The following is an 18265-nucleotide window of genomic DNA, read 5'->3' as shown; positions in this document are numbered from 1 at the left end:
TAGCGGTTTACCGAAACGATCAGTTTTCCTGATTGCCGCGGGTAGCACGGTCGGCAGGCGGCCGCTCTTTGCGGCCTCTTTCGCGAAAGGCCTTGCTGGCTACCAACCCGGCGATAAACGCCGACAGAGCCAGGTCGACCGGTCTCACATTGCGGCGGAGTTCCTCACCTGCGCGGGTGCCACGTTCCTTCACTTCTTCAATTTCTCTGGCAACATCGTCAGCTTCATCTCCAGACGCTGACGACGATTGCGAGCTCCCCGGATTCGCGAGCCGTCGTTGTGCCAGCAGCAGGATCACAAGACACACCATTATTGCCGTGAAGGCCACTGCAGCGCCCGCCATCCAGGGCTCCATAACCGGCAACAACGACTGATAACCGCCGTACAACAGGAGTGCCAGCCCAAGCGTACCTATGAGCGCTGCCACTACCAGCAAGACCAGGGCACTGATAGCGTCGGCAAGGCTGCGACGCAACTTTGCGATGCCGGGATCAATAAGCTCGCGGGCCAGCTTTAAAATGTTGAACATAACGCGGAATCAGTGGTGTCGCCGGTCCAGTAACATGCCGATCAGAAACCCCAAACCGAACGACGACAGCACACTGGTCAACGGATGATCGCCGATTTGCTTTTCGGCACGCCTGGGTATCTCACCCACCCCTTCAGTAAGCGATTCGCCAGTCCGCTGGGCTCTTTCCAGGGTTTCGCGGGTCTGGCGAACGCCAGAATCTTTCACTGCCTGCATCAGCGACTGCATGTCCCCGCGCACTTGATCCAGGTCGCTCCGTAATTTGGCCATTTCATCATCCACATTCGCCATTGTTCACTCTCCATCATTGGGTAGCCGACGTGATTACGCCGTGTGATGACAGAGCATGTGCGTTCCTCAAGTGGGAAACATTGAAGAACATCAATAACGCGCGGTATCAACGAGTGGATGTTGCAACGATTGCCAGTACTGCAGGTCCTCCGGTCGATCGATATCCCGCAGGGGTTCCAGGACTGCCACATGCCAACCGGCCTTTCGGGCCCGAGCCAGGGTCAACGCGAAAACCTGGTCAGTACCCCAGGGCATATCGGCAAACAATGCATCCACCGGACGACGCGCGCCCAGCAGTACATAACCCCCATCGCACGCTGGGCCAAGCACCAGGTCGTGATCTCGCAGGGCACTTGCAGCCGCGCGTAAATATACGGTGTCCAGCGCCGGACAGTCACTGCCTACCAGCAATACGTACTTGTAACGGGCCAGACCACTCGCGAGAGCATCCTGCATGCGCGCACCGAGATCCGTTCCCAGTTGACGGCACACCGATGCCACACCGGACGTCTCGCAGGCTTTGAACAATGGATGTTGCGGAGCGTCACTGACCCACAGTTCAACCGGCCCAAGCGCTGCATTCAGCAATGTTTTACACGTCCACTGCACCAGTTCGCAGTGCAATTCACATGCCTGCTCCGGTGACAGCAGCGGTTGCATACGCGTTTTAACACGACCCGGCTGTGGCGCTTTTGCAAATTGTTGCAATACGAGACTGTCAGGCTTGTCGGCCATAATAAACCTGCCATAAACGGGCTGCGGGAACCCCCAGCGCAAACGCCAGCCGCAGCGACCACATCTGCAGAATGGTACGCCACACGCCCCGCTGCTCCCAGCGCCGGGAAGAGGTGATAATGATTAGCGGAGCCACTGACGGGACACTCATCCGGCGCAGGCGCCGGCACAACTCCACGTCCTCCATCAGCGGTAATGGCGCAAATTCGTGGTCGGTCGCAAAAATACTCCGGGTCACAAACAACATCTGGTCACCGGTACCAATGCCGCTAAGCCGTGAACGCAGGTTTATCGCTCTCTCAAGCAACCGGAATATGCGCCTGCCACCACTGAGCCGTAGCTGAAAAAAACCCCATGCAGGGCCATTCGCCAGCCAGGCCCCCAACGCGGGAGCATCAAAATCAGGTTCACTGTCAGCGTGCAGAAACAGCAGATAATCACCACTGGCGATACTCGCCCCCAGGTTCATTTGTGCTGCACGTCCGCGCTCGCCAATCAGTAAATGGGTGCAGCCAACCAGTGCCCGCGCTACCGTATCGTCGTTACTGTTACCATCGACCACGATACGTTCGGCATCGGGGAATTTTCTTGCGAGCAACTGCAATAACCGTTCAATATGTGTCGATTCATTGAGTACCGGGATAACAAAACTGTAGCTTGGCGAGGCCACTAATCCAGGGCACCACCGCAGCTGCTGCCCTGGCCCGCGGTGCAGCCATAGCAGTGCTCACCCGTCACGATCGCCTGTCCTGCCATATCCGGCGCTTGCAGAAGTTCCCCGATATGACGACCACGGCCGCCGCCCAGTGGCAGCGCCAGCATTTGATTGAAATCACAGTCATACAGAAACCCCTGCCAGTCGACACTGAGCAGGGACTTGCACATCACCGTTTCCAGATTCGCTGCACTGAAATTGTCCCGCAACAGGGTCATGTAATCCGTGTAGTTGCCCTGCGCCAGCAAAACCGCGCCGAACCGGCTGATCGGCATATTGGTGATCGTGAACAGCTGGTTAAATACAATACCAAAGCGCTGCCCCAGTTCACGTTTGTAATCAGCCTCCAGGTCCACCTGTGATGGCGGCAATATCGCACCTACGGGGTTATAGACCAGGTTGAGTTCCAGCGCCGGGTCGCGGCCATAACCGAGTGCGTTCAATTGCTGGAGGGCATGAATACTGTCGGCGTAAACACCCTTGCCACGCTGTTCCTGAACGTTCTGCTCCATATAGCAGGGCAGCGACGCGGTAATCACTACCCGCTCCGCGGCCAGGTAATCAGCCAGGGTTTCCTGCCCTGGCTCCAGCAGCACGGTAAGGTTACTGCGATCGATCACCCGTACACCCAACGTGCGGGCAGCGCTGACCAGGTAGCGAAAATCCGGGTTGAGTTCCGGAGCGCCGCCGGTGAGATCCAGGGTGCCGATGCCGCGGCTCTCCAGCAGCGTCAGCACCTGGTCAATCGTTGTACGATCCATGAGTTCGGTACGCGTCGGCCCCGCGTTGACGTGGCAATGGACACAGCTCAGGTTACACAGATACCCGAGGTTCACCTGCAAAGTGTCGAGCTCACCACGCCGCAGGGGCGGAAAATCAGTGCTGATCAGCAGCGACCGGGTATCCTGCATGAAACCTCCTCAAGTGTATTGCCACGTTAATAGGCAAGCTGCTGTTCTTGTGTGGTCAGCAAGTTGCCGGATTCACCCCCAAGATATTTGAATATCAGGTTATAGGCCAGCACCGCTTTCACGTAGCCGCGGGTTTCGCGGTAAGGAATGGTTTCAATCCAGATATCCACGGGCACCGTCTTGCCCGGCTTGTTGCGCCACAGATCAACCCGATGAGGCCCCGCATTGTAGGCTGCCATGGCCAGCACCCGGTTATTGCCATAACGGTCCAGTAGCTGGCGGTAATACGCACTGCCCAGCAGCACGTTATGTTCAACCTGGAATAGTGCCTGGCTACTATGCGCCGTACCCAGCCCTGAGGCCACCTGCTTCCCGGTAGCCGGCATTATCTGCATCAGCCCGCGGGCTCCAACAGGAGAGCGCGCGCCGGGATAAAAGGCGCTTTCCCGGCGAGCAATTGCCATCAGCTCGCTACTGGGCACCTGCCGGAGATCCGCATAGTGATTGAATACATCGCCGTAGGGCATCGGAAACCGCAAATCAAGGGCATCCCAGAATTGTGCCCGATTGGCAGCATCAATCGCCATACGGTGCCAGCCCCTGCCTGCCGCGAGTGTGGCAAGCTGCTGCTGTTGCCCGGGCTCGCTGTCATTGAGTACCTGGAACCACTCGGAGTGAGCCAGATTTTCCTCATCATGGTGGTATAGCTCTTCAATCCGCTGCACCACAGGTAACCGGTTCTCCGGTGTATCGCCGGGGTCCGCCAACACCACGCTCTGGTGATTGAAGTCGGGGGGTACTCCAAGTCGCGCCGCAGCAAGAAAGCCGTAATACTCGCGCTCACGTGCAACCTGTTGTAATAATTCACGGGCGGCTTCCGGCTCACTGTTACGCTCGTGAACCACCGCCCGCCAGTAACGCCAGACTGGTTGTGCCCGGGCGTCAGCAGATAATTTGCCAATATTTGAGGCCACGGCGGTCCAATCCTGCTCCCGCAGCGCCCAGCGCAAACGGACCTCAACCAGGGTGTCATCACCCAGCTGCGCCAATGTATCTTCAACCCACGGCTTGTTGACTTCGGATTTGGCGAACAGGCTGCGCAATACCAGTGCGCGTTCGGCCTGGTTGACCTGTTGATCGCTGAATGTCAGATGCTCCCGGTAATAATGCCAGTGCGCCAATGCCGCTTCCGGTTTGTAGCGCGCAAAGTAGGCAACCGCGTGGGTAATGATATCCGCCATCCGGGCGTCGTCCACTGGCGGCGCGATCCTGCGCATGCGATCGGGCTGGCTGTAAATGGCCAGCAGCTTGTCGGACCATGGGCGCAGTTCCTCACTGCCTTTGCGGGCAACATAACTCATCAGGGAACGTTCGCGGGCATCAAAGGCCTTCAACAGGCGCGCCCAGACCACCTCATCGTTGAGCTCACCCGCCTTCAACCAGGCATCGAACAGGGGATCGCAGGCTTTCGGCCTCGACTCACCATGGACCCAGAGGCGCTCTGCGCCCTCCCAGGCAACCAGCGTATCTCCAGTGGCCAGCCGTGCGCGAAAGAAGTAGCACTTGAGCTCAATCGCGTTGGGCTCCCTCGGCATCACTGCCAGAAAATCTGACCAGCGCCGGTCTTTACCGGCCTGGCGCAGATATATGGCCAGAAAGCGGTTGGGCAGCGGCGAGCCGGCACTACGCTGCAGAAACAGCCGGGCATCGCCGGCACGTACCTGTCGGGGTTTACGGCTCAGTTCAAAGTAATCGAGATACATCGCCAGAGGGTAACTTTCAAGGCCCGGGCGAAGTTGCTGGTACTCCGTCCAGCGTCCGCGGTCGATAGCCACAACCGCATCGCCGTAGACTTCACGGTCTCTCTCCAGGGGCTCCCCGGCAGCAACAGAAAGAGCCGGCAGCCACTGGAATAAAAGGATCAAACACATTACCCGATACCGCAACTGGGTAGTACCTCGATTGCCGCGACCTTAAAGCGAATGCCACATTATGCCGCATTCCTGTCGTGCGCTAGACTGATACGGGAACGCTGAATTTGCAAGTACTCGCGGCTAGAAATTGGTCCCTGCGCCCGATCATTAACGCTTCAGGACAAGGGCCGCAGGTGCAGTGGCAGATCATCCCGGAGTTTGGGCAGTGGTACGGTCTGAAAGCTCGCTTTATGGCCCGGCGGCAAACTGATTTCGTAACGCTGAAGAAACAGGTGAGTAAACAGGCGAGCCTGCATGCTGCCAAAGTGCATACCAATGCACTTGTGGGCGCCACCACCAAAGGGCATAAAGGCAAAGGGATGCGATTTCTGCTCCTGGCGTGGAGCCAAAAAGCGCGCCGGATCAAAACTGTCGGGATCCTGCCACCAGTTATCCATTCGATTGGTGAACATTGGAAACTGGAAAACCAGGGTATTGGCCAGGACATCCAGGCCACCCAACTTACAATCGCGCAACGTCCGACGGGCCATGACGCCCACCGAGGGGTGCAGCCGCTGGGACTCGAAGAATGTCGCCTCCAGCAATGGCAGGGAGGCGAGGTCATCGTAGCCCAACTCGCCGCCGTCGTTAACGGCGCTGCCCTCCTCCCTGATACGCTGCTGCCACTCGGGATAGCGCGCCAGGTAGTACATCATGTGGGTCAGGGTGCTGGTGGTGGTGTCATGAGCCGCAAACAACAGAAAATTGGCATGGTCTACCAGCTCCTGGTCAGAAAACAGGTTGCCATCGGGACGCACTTCCTTGGCCATGTACGCCAGCATATCCTGACGCTCCTCCCGCCGTGCCGCCGGCAACAAGCCAGACAGGTAGGCCTCCACCCGGCGCTTGCCACGTTGGCCCCGACGGTAGCGAAACCCGGGCAGGTCAACATGAAAAAGGCCCAGCATGCCCTCGGTAATATCAATAAACGCGCCCGAGAGATCACCGGCCACACTGCTGCCACCGTCGACGCCATAGAAAACCTTGAGCGCCATGGCCAGCAGTAACTCTTTTATTGCCGGGTAGAAATGAAAATCTTCGGTGTGACCCCAATCCGCAATACCCCGGGCCAGAATCGGGTTCATCATGTCCACATAACCACGCATCGCTGCCGTTTTGAACCCGGTTTGCATTACCCGCCGCTGAAACTTGTGCTCGTCAAAGTCCTTGCCAAGCAGGTAATACTCCCCAAAATAAGGTGACAGCGACCATTTGTAGCCCATCTGGGAAGAAAAATTCTGCTCCTTATCCAGCAGAATCGTTTGCGCGAGATCCGGCCCCAACGCCAGCACGCCTTTCTGCCGGGCCATCTGGATTCGGGAGACAGCGCCGTAACGCTCATAAAAACGCCTCGCTAGCCCTAACTGGTCCCGCAATAGCTCGGGGGTAATACCGAGCAATGGCAAGCCAAATTCACCGGGCAAGTGCTGCAGGCGCTCGCAGTCGGGGGCAAGGGTATAATCGGCAGGGGTGGGTATTGCCATGGCGCGATCCTCAATAAGAGACCCGCTCATTCTTGCACAAGGTCGCCTCCGCGCCTACCTGAGCGCCGCACTGCCCGCTGAGTGGGCTCAGTTAATGGTAATGCGATGCTGTTCTGAGGTTGTCTTTTTCGCCTTGGGTGCCTGCAAGGTCAGGATACCATCCTTGAAGGAAGCCTTGATATCTGACTCCTTGACGTCGCCGCCCAGGTTGAAAGTGCGCATGAATTTGCCATAGCGCCGCTCCTGGCGAATCATCCGCCCCTCTTTTTCCTCTTTCTCCTCGTGGCTGGACTCCGCCTCAAGGGTCAGGACGCCATCTTTGACGTAGAGGTTAACGTCCTTTTTCTTGACGCCGGGCAGCTCGGCCGTGATCTCGTAATGATCGCCCTGGTCCGCAATATCAACACGGGGTGAAAAGAAGGAGCTCATTTCATTATCAACTACTGCAGGCGCCCAGAAATCATCAAAAAAACGATCTATGCCTAACAGGTTGCTGCGTGGAATCAAAGACATGGTGTATACCTCCATTGGCAGTTACGGTTTGTTCTGCGTGCAATTGAGTATAAGGTCCATCCCTCTTCCTGCAAGTGCACCGCCCTACATGAACGCCTCGAATTTGATCGGCATCAAGCACCCGCGGCAGAGGCCCATGTCAAACCCCCGGGGTCAGGTCTCGCTTTGTAGCATTCGAATCCCCGGGGTCAGGTCTCGCTTTGTAGCATTCGCAAATGGGAGCCCGTCAGTACCACGGAAAATCAGCAACCGCTCCAGGCTGCGCCAGCAGGTCGCCATAGGTCCGTTATACTCAGATCATTACGTCCAGGAGGCGCCGGGTTATGGCAAAAATCACTTTTCGACTGTCACTACTAGGCCTGATTGGCAGCTTCAGCCTGATGCTGGGGGCCGCTGGCATTGCAGCGGAACCTCCTCGTTGCCCCGATCGGGCGCGAATCGTCATGCAGGTACTGGGATCAGGTGGTCCGGAGCTCGCGTCCGGCCGGGCAGGCTCTTCGTATCTAGTTTGGGTGGATGGTCGGGCGCGCGTTCTTGTGGATTCGGGCAGCGGGTCCCTGCTGCGTTTCGTGGAATCCGGCGCAAGGGAAGCTGATCTCCGACTCCTTGCCCTAACCCACCTGCACACCGATCATGCGGGAGATATCGTGGCACTCGCCAAGCGAAGTTTTTTCAACGGTCGCTCTCGCGCCCTGCCTGTGAGTGGACCTACCGGCAGCGGAGCATTTCCGGCCGTCGACATTTTTCTGGAGCGTCTGCTGGGCCGGGAAGGCGCTTTCGGCTATCTTGCCGGTGCACTTGACGGTACCGGTGGCCTGTTGGAACTTGAACCCATCGTGGTGCCCGCAAAAATCAATGCTGAAAGTAGCGCTATCCAGGTATTCGATTCAGGCGGCCTTTCAGTACAGGCAGTTGCTGTTCGGCACGGTTCCGTGCCAGCGCTGGGTTACCGGGTAAACATTGCCGATAAAGTCATCGTGTTCAGTGGCGACCAGGATGGCGGGGAAGCGGGGTTTTGGGAACTGGCAAACGATGCCGATCTGCTGGTGATCCACCTTGCCATTCCCGAGCAGGCTGGACCTGCCGCAAAGCGGCTACATGCGACGCCGAGTCGCTGGGCAGAGGGAATTCGGCAAGCAAACGTAAACCGCGTGGTTGTGTCTCACCTCATGAAACGCAGCGAGCGTAATCTTGAGGACAGCCTGGACATTCTCGCCGACGGGTTCGACGGCACCATAGATGTGGCCGAGGACCTTGGCTGCTTCCCGCTGTAGCCAACAGCTGGAGGGATGGGGTCAGGTCTCGCATTGTAGCATTTTTGCCCTTCAGGCGGATGCTACAATGCGAGACCTGACCCCATCTGTTTTTACAGTGGTGCCCCTGGCATGCACCATTATAATCTTGAAACTCGACGCTTCCCATAGCATTGCGCCGCATTAAACCCCTATATTTATAGGGTATATCGCACACGCCCTACTCTAAACCCTCACCCCTTGTATCACGCGGCAGCATGCCATAATATGCAATAACTGTACTTTATGTAGGGTAGGTGTAAGGGATGAATAAAATAAGTGTTAAGGGTGGTCAAGATGCCTAAACTCGGAATCGAACTTTCCGATATACAGGTCCGCCGCCTGAAGTGGGGTATTACGAAGACTGGCCCGAACGCCGGGAAGCCTCGCCCGATACTGCACGCTGTCGGTGGCGTTGGTGGCCTTTACCTGCAGTGCTCACCACCAGTGGCCGGGAATAAAACCTTTGCGCGCTCTTGGCTCCTGAAGACGCCTGTAGGCAATGCGCGACCGGAGCTAGGCTTGGGGCCATATCCCGAGGTCACGCTCGCCAGCGCCCGAGACAAGGCCCGAGAGATCAAGGAACAGATCAGGCAGGGTATCGACCCTAGAGCCACCCGCCGCGCCGCGAGATCCGCTGTTATCCGCGAGCAGGCCAAAGCAGTGATGTTTCGCGATGTTGCCAAAACTTGGGTGATGAAGAAAAGCAAAGAATTGAAAAGCGCCCAGCAAGTGCAAAAGCTGAACACCCATTTAACAAAATACATATTCCCCCATATCGGCAACATGCTGGTAGGTGACATTCAGCGGGCACATATTCTAGCCATGCTGACCCCCATCTGGGAGACGAAGACAGAAACCGCCACCAGGGTACGCGGCACCGTTGAGCGCATCCTTGATGTTGCCGGCGCTGAAGGTCTCCGCACTGGCGATAACCCCGCACGCTGGAAAGGAAACCTTGATCTATCCCTACCCCTGCCCAGCAAGGTATCGACCGTTAAGCACCATGCGGCGATGGCAGTACAGGATATACCGGAATTCATGACCCAGCTGGCACAAAAGCAGACCATAGGCGCAATGGGGTTACGATTCGGTATTCTCACCGCCGCCAGATCCGGCGAGGTACGCGGAGCCACTTGGGCAGAGATAGATATGGATACCGCAGTCTGGACGATAGACGCCAACCGGATGAAAGAAGGCAAAAGCCACAAGGTGCCGCTATGTAATGCGGCAATAGATATCCTGAAGGCCCTGCCCCGCGATCATGATCTCATATTCCCCAACCGCAACGGCGACCGCCTGAGTGATGTCACTCTGGTAAAAGTTGCAAAAGATATGGGGCATGCCGTCACCCAGCACGGATTCCGTTCTTCCTTCCGCACTTGGGCACAAGAACATACGACTTATGCGGATGAGGTATGCGAGCTGGCACTGGCACACGTTAACAGTGATGCCAGCCGCGCCGCCTACGCCAGATCCGAGTTGATAGACAAGCGCCGCCTACTGATGAACGACTGGGAGCAATTTTGTAAATATGGATTGCCCGAGGACACCGGCGATAACGTGGTGGCCATGGCTGGAAAACGTCTTTGAGGGGAAGTTCTAGCAAACCGCCACATTGATAGTTCAATAATTTACACCAAGATTGAATTAATTATCGGCTAGAAAATTGCTATCGAATAGCCTTTCTGGGGCCAAAGGGGGCTGTACGGTACTGTGCGGTAGCTGAGGGTATGGCGCCGCTCAAGCGCGCCGCTCTGCGTACAAGTTGTCCACACCATACCCCAGCCTAAACACGGGTCACAAACATTGTGAAGGCTGTGCACCCCCGTTATTCTACTACTGCTGCGGCAATCTATGGGCTGATTCTAGCCCGAAGGTGAAACAGTAAAAGAGAGCGGGGAACCTGTAGACGCCAATCTATAAATCAGGGACCCCGCTAAACCCTCACCATAGGAGATAGGGGTCGGTGATGAAAATAGCACTTTGCATTAAGCCTTACCACCCCTGTCGTAAAGACAGGAAAAAAAAATGCCAAGTAATCACGATGTCGAACAGACCACCCCCGCCAACCTGGCACCCAACCGCATACCCCGCCGCTGGGTATCTGACCGCACACTGGCCGAATACTACGAAGTATCGCGCTGCACCATTTGGCGCTGGGTAAAGAGCGGGAGACTGCCCGAGCCTGAGAAAATCGGCGACAACTGTACACGCTGGGATTTTGACAAGATCCGGGAGGCGTGAATCATGAACACAAACGAAAACGCCCCCGACAGTTACGAGCTGTCAGAGGGCGCAAAGGTATGCACTACCGCGAGAGAGTATACACAAATCCGGGGGAGCAACCAATTACCCGGAGGTGAAGCATGAACGCCGAGCAGATAGCCCTGGCACTGGATGCAAAGGCCAGTCCGGTATCAGGCCGGACGCAGTACAAGGTTCGCTGCCCGCTGCACAATGGGGGGTCACAGAACCTTTACCTGAAGGATGGCGACGATAGATTGCTGGTGCACTGCTTTGCTGGCTGCAATGGTGCCGATATTATCGACTACCTCAAAAGCCAGAGCCTGCTGCCCAGCGCATCAAAAGATATCCCGGTTAAGAAAATCAGCCCGAAGGAAGTGCAGGCGTTTATCGTCGCGCATGAAACCATGCTGAAGGCTGGCGCGCCCACCAGCACCAAAAGCCAGCGCACATACCGTGCGTATCAGCGGATGCACTACAAGCCATTCGAGCCGGGCGAGGTTGCCGAGATGCAATATTATTGTCTCGCCTTCAAGGCCATGCTGCACCGTGGCGAAACCCCTACACCTGCAGATTGCCGGACATTTACTGCTTACCGCAAGATCCTGCAAGACAAGGGGGTTCCTTATGCATGGTAGAAGTTCGGATGCATTAAGACTTGCTGCGCAGGAGTATACCGAGACCGAAGCCCCTGATGTTGTTACCAGTAGGCTGCAAGACCCGCCAGCAATCGGCGCGTTGATGCAGAGACCTACCGAGGATAGCGTCGCACTGGCCTTCGCCGAACGCCATAAGGGTCAATACGTCTATCTTCATGGTAGGGGTAAGTGGGCAAAATGGGACGGCACCCGCTGGCGCGAGGATATGCTCGACAGTGTTCGGCATGACATGCGCAACCTTGCCCGCGCCTATAATATCGAGGGCAAAGCACAAACAGCACGCCTCAACTTCATAAACGGCATTGAAGGATTTTGCCGCAGCGACCCTGCTTTCGCACGCGAGGTGACGGACTTCGATCAGGACAACTACCTACTTAATACACCGGCAGGCACGTTTGATCTGCGCAGCATGGTATGCCATCCACATAACCCGGATGACAATATCACCCTGATTACCAGCGTGGCTCCCGTAGAGGGCCGTGGGGCCGTTTTCAGCCAGTTCCTGAGTGAGATCACACAAGGCGACGTTGAGCTACAAGGCTTCCTGCAACGGGCACTGGGGGCGTGCCTGTCGGGGGCAGTGGAGGAACACTGGTTTATGTTTTTTACTGGCCTGGGGCGCAATGGAAAAAACACCCTGGGCGATGCTGTCAAACGTGTACTCAACGACTATTCGAGATCCATTCCGAGTGCGACCTTGATGAACCAAAAACACCAGCAACACGCCACCGAGATTATGAATCTGAAGGGTATGCGGCTGGTGGTATCCGGCGAGATCGAGGAAGGCTCACACTGGGCGGAGGCCAAGTTAAAAGAGCTGACCGGAGATGACACCCTAAACGGGCACTACATGCACCGCGACTGGATGACCTTCAAGCGCACGCACAAGCACTTGATCTTCGGCAACTACCGTCCGCAGCTGCGCAATGTTGATGCGGGTATCCGTTCGCGTATGAAGATTGTTCCTTTCAGGGCGTCTTTCCTGGGCCGCGAGGATGCCGACCTTCCCCGCAAGCTGGATGACGAGGCCGGGTATATTCTCGCGTGGCTGATGGAAGGCCACCGTGATTGGATGGATGCGGGAAAGCGTATCGGTTCATGCGCTGCCGTTGACGAGGAAACCCGCGATTACTACGACTCGCAATCAACAATCGAAATGTGGATATCCGAAAGGTGCCGCGTCGTTAACCCGCAGGATTGCAGCGCCAAGCACTGGAGCAAGGCAGGCGACCTGTACAGCGACTATCGGCAGTGGAAGCTTGATCGGGGCGAGTACCCTGTTACGCATACCCGTTTCGGAGAACAACTGGCCAGCCGATACCGCAAGGTGAATTCTAACGGGAAGCGATATGAAGGTCTGTTATTGCAAAATGCTAACTTTCATTAATGGAACCCCTAAACATGCCTAAAGCCAGTGTCTATGCGGGATTGGAACCCTTTGGAACCCCTATCCGTATTACCTTGTTTGCAAAGCATAAATAAGAGACCTACCCGGAAGGGGGTTCCAAGGGGTTCCAAAATTCACAACACAAGGGTGTCACCATGAACTTATCGCTAACTGAAGACCATTTGAAACTATGGGGTAGCAAGCTGTACCGCAACCGTTCTAGTGGCCTGGGTTATTCACGTTCACCGTTGGGCAGGACTGGACCCGGTAGTGGCATTCCCGACGAGCTGTATCAGGTAGACGCGGCTGTATCACTCCTGGCTAACGTGGACCCGTTGCGCCATAAAATATTGATCGACCATTATGGCCGTGGCTTCAACTGGCCCGAGGTGGGAGAGCGCAACCCGGATGAATCCACCGGCAAGCCTCGGACCCGCGATACTGTCGCCAGACTGGCCGCTTTCGGCCTCGGTTTTATTGCTGGACAAATGACAAATAACCCGTAATTCCTTGACTTATGCGCCGCACTACTGTATATATAAACAGTAGAATAGAGCCGCCCAACACACAAGCCTCGTCATTAATTTGCCGGGGCTTTTTTTATGGAAAAAATATCATGCAACCACAAAGAAAACCCGGACGCCCGAAAGGCTCCACCGATGCCGCTGTACAGATGCGCCGTGCCCTCGACGCTGCCGTTGACTCACTATTGAACCGGGCCATAGCAGGCGAGGCAGACGCCACGCAGGCAGTGATCGACATAGTGTTAACCCGGCCTGAATTACTGGCTGACCGATTGGGGGCGCGCCGCTAATGCGTATCATAACGGCACAGGTTCAAAAGTTTGCCGCAGGCGAGGCAGGCCAGTTCAGCGGATTGGCCGCAACCTATGGCGGCGATCCCGACCGGCATGGCGACACCATCGCGCCTGGTGCGTTTACCGCCTCACTGGCTCGGCATGACGCCGAAGGCACACGGCCTGCAATGCTATGGCAGCACGACCACACAGCACCCGTTGGTGCCTGGTTAAAGTTCACGGATTCCGCTGAAGGGCTGGCCGCTGATGGCAAGCTGACCCTCGACGTGCCCGTTGCCAAATCTGCTCATGCGCTGATGAAGGATCAAGTGCTGGCCCTCAGTATCGGCGCAAACATTCCCGCAGGTGGCAGGCAGTCCGGCGACACTGGCGACGTGCTGACCGAGATAGACCTTATTGAAGTATCACTGGTGGCTGTGCCTGCAAACACGCGGGCAAGGATAACCAGCGTAAAAAGTTTCGACCCAACCAACCCCCGAGAATTCGAAAGATCCGTGCGTGACGCATTGGGGCTTTCCGTCCGCGAGACCAAAAGGTTATTGGCGGGCGGCTGGACCGGGCTTGTTCGTGAAGAACAATCCGACGACAGCGCAGAGCTTGCGGCAATCGCTGCCAAGCTAACAGCAATCAATGCGTCATTGAGACGATAGGAATATTTATGGAACAGTTCGAGATTGTACAGAAAGCGTTGGCCGATCATGGCGACGTGGTAAAAGGCTTTGCCGGTGACCTGGCAGAGACTCAAAAATCCATGGGCGAGCTGCAAGCCCAACTGGTAGACCTGGCACAGCAACAGACTAGCGCCTTCGGCATGGTCGATGCAGGTGGCCCAGTGTCTGCCCTTGATTCGGTATTGAAGTCTACCGAGCTTTCAGCATTGCGCGCCCGTACCACCAAAAGCGCCTTGATGCCCTTCACCGCGAGCGTAACAGAGTTGCGGAAATCAGTAGTCGGTGATGCTGGTGGCGTTGGTGATTCTCCCGTGAGCGTCCAGGCACAGCGCGCTACTGGCTTCTTTAACGATGCCCGCCGCAACATTAGCCTGCTGGACGTTATCCCCCGCGTACAGGTTGATAGTAACTCTTTCGAGTTTATCCAGCTGGACGGATTCGTTAACGGCGCTGATTACCAACTGGCTGAAGGTGACGCCAAGGCAGAGCAAACTTTGCCGACCGCCGTTATCACTGCCCCGATTGTGACCGTGGCTATCACGATTCCGGCCAGCGAGCAGGTGATTGCTGATTCCCCCATGTTGGGGCAGTTCCTGAACAGCAAGCTGACGTTTGGTGTGCTGGAAAAAATGGAACGCGAGGTGATTGCAGGGCCTGGCACGACTGGCAGCATGACCGGCCTGTATGTCCAGGCAACCGCGTTTACTCAGACCCTGGACATTGCCCCCGCTGATGCGATTGGCGAGGCACTGGCCCAACTGGAAATCAGCGGCTGGCAGGGTAACGCGATTGTGTTGCACCCTACCGACTGGCAGGCGATCCGCTCCGAGCGCAACGCAGGTGACGAGTATGTTGCAACCGGCTGGAATTCACCGTCCGCGCCTAACATCTGGGGCGTTCCTGTTGTGACTTCCAGCGCCATGACTGTCGGCACCGCCCTGGTTATGGATGGGTCACAGGTTGCGTTGTTGGATCGTATGTCACCGCGTTTCGAGATTGGCCGGGTTAATACCCAGTTCAACGAGAACATGTTGACCATGCGGGCAGAGGTACGTGGTGGTGTGGCTGTCTTCTCTGCGAGTGCAGTGTTGAAACTGACCTTGTAATCCCCGTACCCGGCACGGGCCTTGTGGCATAAGCCGGGTAAGGAATAGCAGCGCCTTACTTCGCAAAAGACTGCTAACCCTCCCGTTCCCAGCGCGGGCCGAAAGGCGAATGTTGGGCGAGGAATGGTAGCGCCTCGGGTGAAAAAGGCTACCAACCCCCGGAATAATCTGAGTGATTCAGAGCCGGGTATCAACTGTCGTCTGAGCAGGCCCCCGCATAGGGCATTCAGTCTGCGGAAGCCAGCGCCGTACTCCAAGAAAGACTGGCACTAATTCAGGCTTGCAGTGTGATGACCCCCCCAGGGGTACGTTCAGACTCTAGGCTTTTACCGCTGGAAACCGCATCCGAAGGTCACTTACTTCAACATGCGGTTATTATCTGGAAAACGACTATGGCACAACGTGGCAAGCAATCCGCTGCAGCACTGGCTGTGGCGACGACCGAAGGCCGCAGGCCCTCACCCCCGCAAACCCTTAACGACGCTCAGGCGGCTGTGTGGCGCCGTGTGGTGGGTGTATATCCACCCGAGTACTTCCGGCCCGATTCCTTTGATCTGCTGGAGGCATATTGTCGGCATGTCGTATCTGCTGGATTCCTGAATGCTGAGATTGACCGCTATCAACCGGCTTGGCTGCTGGAGGACGACGGCCTCAAGCGATACAAGACGTTGCTCGAGTGTCGTGACCGCGAATCCCGTACCTCTATGGCGTTGGCCCGGTCCATGCGGATAACGAATCAATCCCGCTTCGACGAGCGCAAGGCAGCATCCACACAACGCACAACCAGTGCGCGGGCACCGTGGGAAACAGACGAGTGACCCCTATCATCTGGCGTTGCAGCTGTGCCGCCCTGCCCTGGCTCAATCATCCGCTGGTGATCCTGGCCGTGTGCGCCTATCGACCGTGGGTAAACTAGCTGTGCCGCCGTGGGTCCTTCCTGAGCCTTTACCATGCGGGGGCGCAGAGTCGCGGTTTTTAGCTAGACACTACCCGCCCGATTCTCGGTTGTTGTTTATGTTTGCAAAGTGCAAATTTGCACCTTGAATCGTCGAGCCAGCGGGGCGCGTATGTTGACATTTGATGACATTCTTTCGCTGTCCCAACTACCCGAGCCACCGCAGGCAACCTAACAAAACTTGACATTGAATAGCTGACCGGGAGGGGCGCCCCGATTATCAAAGCAACCCCCGATCTGGAAATCTCGCCTACCCCCATTCACAGACTTTTTCCCCGTTCAGCGGAAAGTTAATCCAGGTTAACGCCAGCCATCGAGTTATTAAGTAACCGTAAGGTCGTGGCAGCCTTGAGGGACAACCTTATAAAACCATACTTCGAGTATTGAATTTACCGCTCTTAAAAGATGTATCCGCGATGGCGATCAACGCCGGGACAAGATTGGGCCAAGATGGGCTACCTGATAAAACCTGAATCTCTGCACCGTCCTGGCCGCATTTGATGTGGTAACGCTCACTGGCACCCGATTACTCTAGATGCTAGCGCAAGGAGGCGTATATGCTCACACTCACAAGGAAGGCCGCAGAGGCGATTATCATTAACACCGATCAAGGTGAGATCCGGCTAGTGGTGGTCGCCATAAGCGGCAACAGCGTAAAGCTGGCGATAGACGCACCTGAAGATGTGTTGGTGTTGAGGGAGGAAGTAATGCCCGAGCACAAGCGGAGCATCATATAAAAGATGCCCCTCTTATGTAGGGTTTTTTGTAGGGTAAATCAAAGAACTTCTGTAAGCCATTGATTCATATGGCGTAGTGGTGCCCCTGGCAGGACTCAAACCTGCGACATCACCCTTAGGAGGGGTGCGCTCTATTCAACTGAGCTACAGAGGCGAAGCGGCACGATTATAGCAGCCCTCCCCCGTAATGGCAGCAACCCGGATACTCAGTCGGCGATATCCAGGCAAATTTTGCCAAAGTGCTGCTGGGATTCCTGGTGCCTGAAGGCGTCTGCCAACCGCTCCAGGGGGAAACTGCTGTCGATGACCGGCTTGATGCCGCCAGCCTCAACAGCCGCGATCATGTCCAGCTGCTGGGCACGGCTACCCACGGTAATACCGCTGATTCGGGCGTTTTTCTGAAAAAGCTCGGCGGTGGGCACTTCGCCTGATATGCCGGTAAGCACACCAATCATGCTGATGCAGCCGTCAAAGGCAACCGCACGAATGGACTGTCCCACTGTGCCCGGGCCGCCCACTTCCACCACCAGGTCAACACCGCGGCCTCCGGTAAGCTCCATGGCACGATCGCCCCAGGCAGGTGTTTCACGATAGTTGATGAGGTGTTCTGCACCCAGTTCGCCCAGGCGCTGAAGTTTGGCATCCGAGGAGGATGTGGCGATAACCCGGCAGCCCATCTGGCGGGCAAACTGCAGCGCGAATATCGACACGCCGCCGCTGCCCTGCACCAGCACCCAGTCTCCCGGGTTCAGGTGGGTTTCGACCATGAGCGCTCGCCAGGCGGTAAGCCCGGCGCAGGTGAGCGTTGCCGCCTCGCGAAAATCCAGGCCCTCGGGCATTCTGGTAAAGCCCTGGGCCGGCATGGTGACCTGCTCCGCCGCAAAGCCATCGGCGTGATCACCGGGAACCTGGAGCAGTTTTTCAAAGGCGGGGCGCCCGTCCAGCCAGTTCGGGAAAAAACAACTGAGCACGTTATCCCCCACCGAGAACCCGGTGACACCTTCACCTACCGCCGTAACAACACCCGCACCGTCGGACATGGGGACTCGCCCGTCCTCGGTGGGAAGCAGCCCGACAGCGACTACATAATCGTGGAAATTCAGGGAACTGGCCTTGACCGCTACCGATATTTCGCCATGGCCAGGTGCGCGGGACTCCCTCTCAGTAAGCTGTAAATTATCCAGGCCACCCGGCTTTGACAACTGTATCATGCGCATTTCTAGACTCCTGTTATGGTGTTATT

At 56.6% G+C, this 18265-nt stretch carries 20 protein-coding genes and 1 tRNA gene; 11 read left to right on the top strand and 10 right to left on the bottom strand.

The window, feature by feature from the left end:
- Positions 1-19: 19 nt before the first annotated feature.
- From CWI75_RS08800 to CWI75_RS08765, 8 genes are all read right to left on the bottom strand, one after another.
- Positions 20-529: a hypothetical protein gene (locus CWI75_RS08800; RefSeq protein ID WP_101521141.1), complete on the bottom strand. Its 510-nt coding sequence runs from the start codon at positions 527-529 to the stop codon at positions 20-22.
- A gap of 9 nt (positions 530-538) precedes the next feature.
- A complete protein-coding gene (locus tag CWI75_RS08795) occupies positions 539-820 on the bottom strand; it encodes an ElaB/YgaM/YqjD family protein (RefSeq protein ID WP_101521140.1) in 282 nt (93 codons plus the stop codon).
- A gap of 90 nt (positions 821-910) precedes the next feature.
- Positions 911-1555, bottom strand: coding sequence for a TIGR04282 family arsenosugar biosynthesis glycosyltransferase (locus tag CWI75_RS08790; RefSeq protein ID WP_101521139.1), 645 nt, complete (start codon positions 1553-1555; stop codon positions 911-913).
- A complete protein-coding gene (locus tag CWI75_RS08785) occupies positions 1539-2225 on the bottom strand; it encodes a TIGR04283 family arsenosugar biosynthesis glycosyltransferase (RefSeq protein WP_101521138.1) in 687 nt (228 codons plus the stop codon). The genes CWI75_RS08790 and CWI75_RS08785 overlap by 17 nt, the downstream gene beginning before the upstream one ends.
- The gene (gene arsS, locus CWI75_RS08780; protein WP_101521137.1) at positions 2225-3181 is read right to left on the bottom strand and encodes an arsenosugar biosynthesis radical SAM (seleno)protein ArsS; all 957 of its coding nucleotides are present in this window, start codon (positions 3179-3181) and stop codon (positions 2225-2227) included. Before arsS ends, CWI75_RS08785 begins: the two co-directional genes overlap by 1 nt.
- Before the next feature lie 26 nt (positions 3182-3207).
- Positions 3208-5112: a transglycosylase SLT domain-containing protein gene (locus CWI75_RS08775; protein ID WP_101521136.1), complete on the bottom strand. Its 1905-nt coding sequence runs from the start codon at positions 5110-5112 to the stop codon at positions 3208-3210.
- A gap of 158 nt (positions 5113-5270) precedes the next feature.
- Positions 5271-6638 carry a cytochrome P450 gene (locus CWI75_RS08770; protein WP_162300034.1) on the bottom strand — a complete coding sequence of 456 codons (1368 nt, stop codon included), beginning with the start codon at positions 6636-6638 and terminating at the stop codon, positions 5271-5273.
- Positions 6639-6725: 87 nt separating this feature from the next.
- A complete protein-coding gene (locus tag CWI75_RS08765; RefSeq protein ID WP_101521134.1) occupies positions 6726-7151 on the bottom strand; it encodes an Hsp20/alpha crystallin family protein in 426 nt (141 codons plus the stop codon).
- A 323-nt stretch (positions 7152-7474) separates the two neighbouring features.
- Here CWI75_RS08765 and CWI75_RS08760 point away from each other — a divergent pair, with 323 nt between their 5' ends.
- From CWI75_RS08760 to CWI75_RS08710, 11 genes are all read left to right on the top strand, one after another.
- Positions 7475-8425: an MBL fold metallo-hydrolase gene (locus CWI75_RS08760; protein ID WP_101521133.1), complete on the top strand. Its 951-nt coding sequence runs from the start codon at positions 7475-7477 to the stop codon at positions 8423-8425.
- 315 nt (positions 8426-8740) lie between these two features.
- Positions 8741-10036, top strand: a complete 1296-nt coding sequence (locus CWI75_RS08755; protein ID WP_146003569.1) for a tyrosine-type recombinase/integrase — start codon at positions 8741-8743, stop codon at positions 10034-10036.
- A gap of 438 nt (positions 10037-10474) precedes the next feature.
- Positions 10475-10690 carry a helix-turn-helix transcriptional regulator gene (locus tag CWI75_RS08750; protein ID WP_241521140.1) on the top strand — a complete coding sequence of 72 codons (216 nt, stop codon included), beginning with the start codon at positions 10475-10477 and terminating at the stop codon, positions 10688-10690.
- 122 nt (positions 10691-10812) lie between these two features.
- Positions 10813-11328, top strand: coding sequence for a hypothetical protein (locus tag CWI75_RS08745; protein WP_101521131.1), 516 nt, complete (start codon positions 10813-10815; stop codon positions 11326-11328).
- Positions 11318-12736, top strand: a complete 1419-nt coding sequence (locus tag CWI75_RS08740) for a phage/plasmid primase, P4 family (protein WP_101521130.1) — start codon at positions 11318-11320, stop codon at positions 12734-12736. The genes CWI75_RS08745 and CWI75_RS08740 overlap by 11 nt, the downstream gene beginning before the upstream one ends.
- 155 nt (positions 12737-12891) lie before the next feature.
- Positions 12892-13242 carry a hypothetical protein gene (locus tag CWI75_RS08735; RefSeq protein ID WP_101521129.1) on the top strand — a complete coding sequence of 117 codons (351 nt, stop codon included), beginning with the start codon at positions 12892-12894 and terminating at the stop codon, positions 13240-13242.
- 110 nt (positions 13243-13352) lie between these two features.
- Positions 13353-13550, top strand: a complete 198-nt coding sequence (locus tag CWI75_RS08730; protein ID WP_101521128.1) for a hypothetical protein — start codon at positions 13353-13355, stop codon at positions 13548-13550.
- A complete protein-coding gene (locus CWI75_RS08725) occupies positions 13550-14203 on the top strand; it encodes an HK97 family phage prohead protease (RefSeq protein ID WP_101521127.1) in 654 nt (217 codons plus the stop codon). The genes CWI75_RS08730 and CWI75_RS08725 overlap by 1 nt, the downstream gene beginning before the upstream one ends.
- Before the next feature lie 8 nt (positions 14204-14211).
- The gene (locus CWI75_RS08720; RefSeq protein WP_101521126.1) at positions 14212-15330 is read left to right on the top strand and encodes a phage major capsid protein; all 1119 of its coding nucleotides are present in this window, start codon (positions 14212-14214) and stop codon (positions 15328-15330) included.
- A gap of 392 nt (positions 15331-15722) precedes the next feature.
- Entirely contained in the window at positions 15723-16148 is a 426-nt protein-coding gene (locus CWI75_RS08715; RefSeq protein WP_101521125.1) for a hypothetical protein, read from the top strand.
- 694 nt (positions 16149-16842) lie between these two features.
- Complete coding sequence (locus CWI75_RS08710; protein WP_101521124.1) at positions 16843-17022, top strand: carbon storage regulator; 180 nt, start codon at positions 16843-16845, stop codon at positions 17020-17022.
- Positions 17023-17099: 77 nt separating this feature from the next.
- Here the strand turns inward: CWI75_RS08710 and CWI75_RS08705 are convergent.
- Positions 17100-17176 (bottom strand) — tRNA-Arg (locus CWI75_RS08705).
- Between the two features lie 52 nt (positions 17177-17228).
- Positions 17229-18239 carry a zinc-dependent alcohol dehydrogenase family protein gene (locus CWI75_RS08700; protein ID WP_101521123.1) on the bottom strand — a complete coding sequence of 337 codons (1011 nt, stop codon included), beginning with the start codon at positions 18237-18239 and terminating at the stop codon, positions 17229-17231.
- Positions 18240-18265 lie beyond the last annotated feature (26 nt).

This window comes from Kineobactrum sediminis (genome assembly GCF_002868715.1).
GTDB lineage: Bacteria > Pseudomonadota > Gammaproteobacteria > Pseudomonadales > Halieaceae > Kineobactrum > Kineobactrum sediminis.
This window is presented reverse-complemented; position numbering and strand designations above follow the sequence as displayed.

Coding starts and splice junctions, on each gene's coding strand:
- CWI75_RS08800 (WP_101521141.1), bottom strand. CDS start 529: ATGTTCAACATTTTAAAGCTGGCCCGCGAGCTTATTGATCCCGGCATC.
- CWI75_RS08795 (WP_101521140.1), bottom strand. CDS start 820: ATGGCGAATGTGGATGATGAAATGGCCAAATTACGGAGCGACCTGGAT.
- CWI75_RS08790 (WP_101521139.1), bottom strand. CDS start 1,555: ATGGCCGACAAGCCTGACAGTCTCGTATTGCAACAATTTGCAAAAGCG.
- arsS (WP_101521137.1), bottom strand. CDS start 3,181: ATGCAGGATACCCGGTCGCTGCTGATCAGCACTGATTTTCCGCCCCTG.
- CWI75_RS08775 (WP_101521136.1), bottom strand. CDS start 5,112: ATGTGTTTGATCCTTTTATTCCAGTGGCTGCCGGCTCTTTCTGTTGCT.
- CWI75_RS08770 (WP_162300034.1), bottom strand. CDS start 6,638: ATGGCAATACCCACCCCTGCCGATTATACCCTTGCCCCCGACTGCGAG.
- CWI75_RS08765 (WP_101521134.1), bottom strand. CDS start 7,151: ATGTCTTTGATTCCACGCAGCAACCTGTTAGGCATAGATCGTTTTTTT.
- CWI75_RS08760 (WP_101521133.1), top strand. CDS start 7,475: ATGGCAAAAATCACTTTTCGACTGTCACTACTAGGCCTGATTGGCAGC.
- CWI75_RS08755 (WP_146003569.1), top strand. CDS start 8,741: ATGCCTAAACTCGGAATCGAACTTTCCGATATACAGGTCCGCCGCCTG.
- CWI75_RS08750 (WP_241521140.1), top strand. CDS start 10,475: ATGCCAAGTAATCACGATGTCGAACAGACCACCCCCGCCAACCTGGCA.
- CWI75_RS08745 (WP_101521131.1), top strand. CDS start 10,813: ATGAACGCCGAGCAGATAGCCCTGGCACTGGATGCAAAGGCCAGTCCG.
- CWI75_RS08740 (WP_101521130.1), top strand. CDS start 11,318: ATGCATGGTAGAAGTTCGGATGCATTAAGACTTGCTGCGCAGGAGTAT.
- CWI75_RS08735 (WP_101521129.1), top strand. CDS start 12,892: ATGAACTTATCGCTAACTGAAGACCATTTGAAACTATGGGGTAGCAAG.
- CWI75_RS08730 (WP_101521128.1), top strand. CDS start 13,353: ATGCAACCACAAAGAAAACCCGGACGCCCGAAAGGCTCCACCGATGCC.
- CWI75_RS08725 (WP_101521127.1), top strand. CDS start 13,550: ATGCGTATCATAACGGCACAGGTTCAAAAGTTTGCCGCAGGCGAGGCA.
- CWI75_RS08720 (WP_101521126.1), top strand. CDS start 14,212: ATGGAACAGTTCGAGATTGTACAGAAAGCGTTGGCCGATCATGGCGAC.
- CWI75_RS08715 (WP_101521125.1), top strand. CDS start 15,723: ATGGCACAACGTGGCAAGCAATCCGCTGCAGCACTGGCTGTGGCGACG.
- CWI75_RS08710 (WP_101521124.1), top strand. CDS start 16,843: ATGCTCACACTCACAAGGAAGGCCGCAGAGGCGATTATCATTAACACC.
- CWI75_RS08700 (WP_101521123.1), bottom strand. CDS start 18,239: ATGCGCATGATACAGTTGTCAAAGCCGGGTGGCCTGGATAATTTACAG.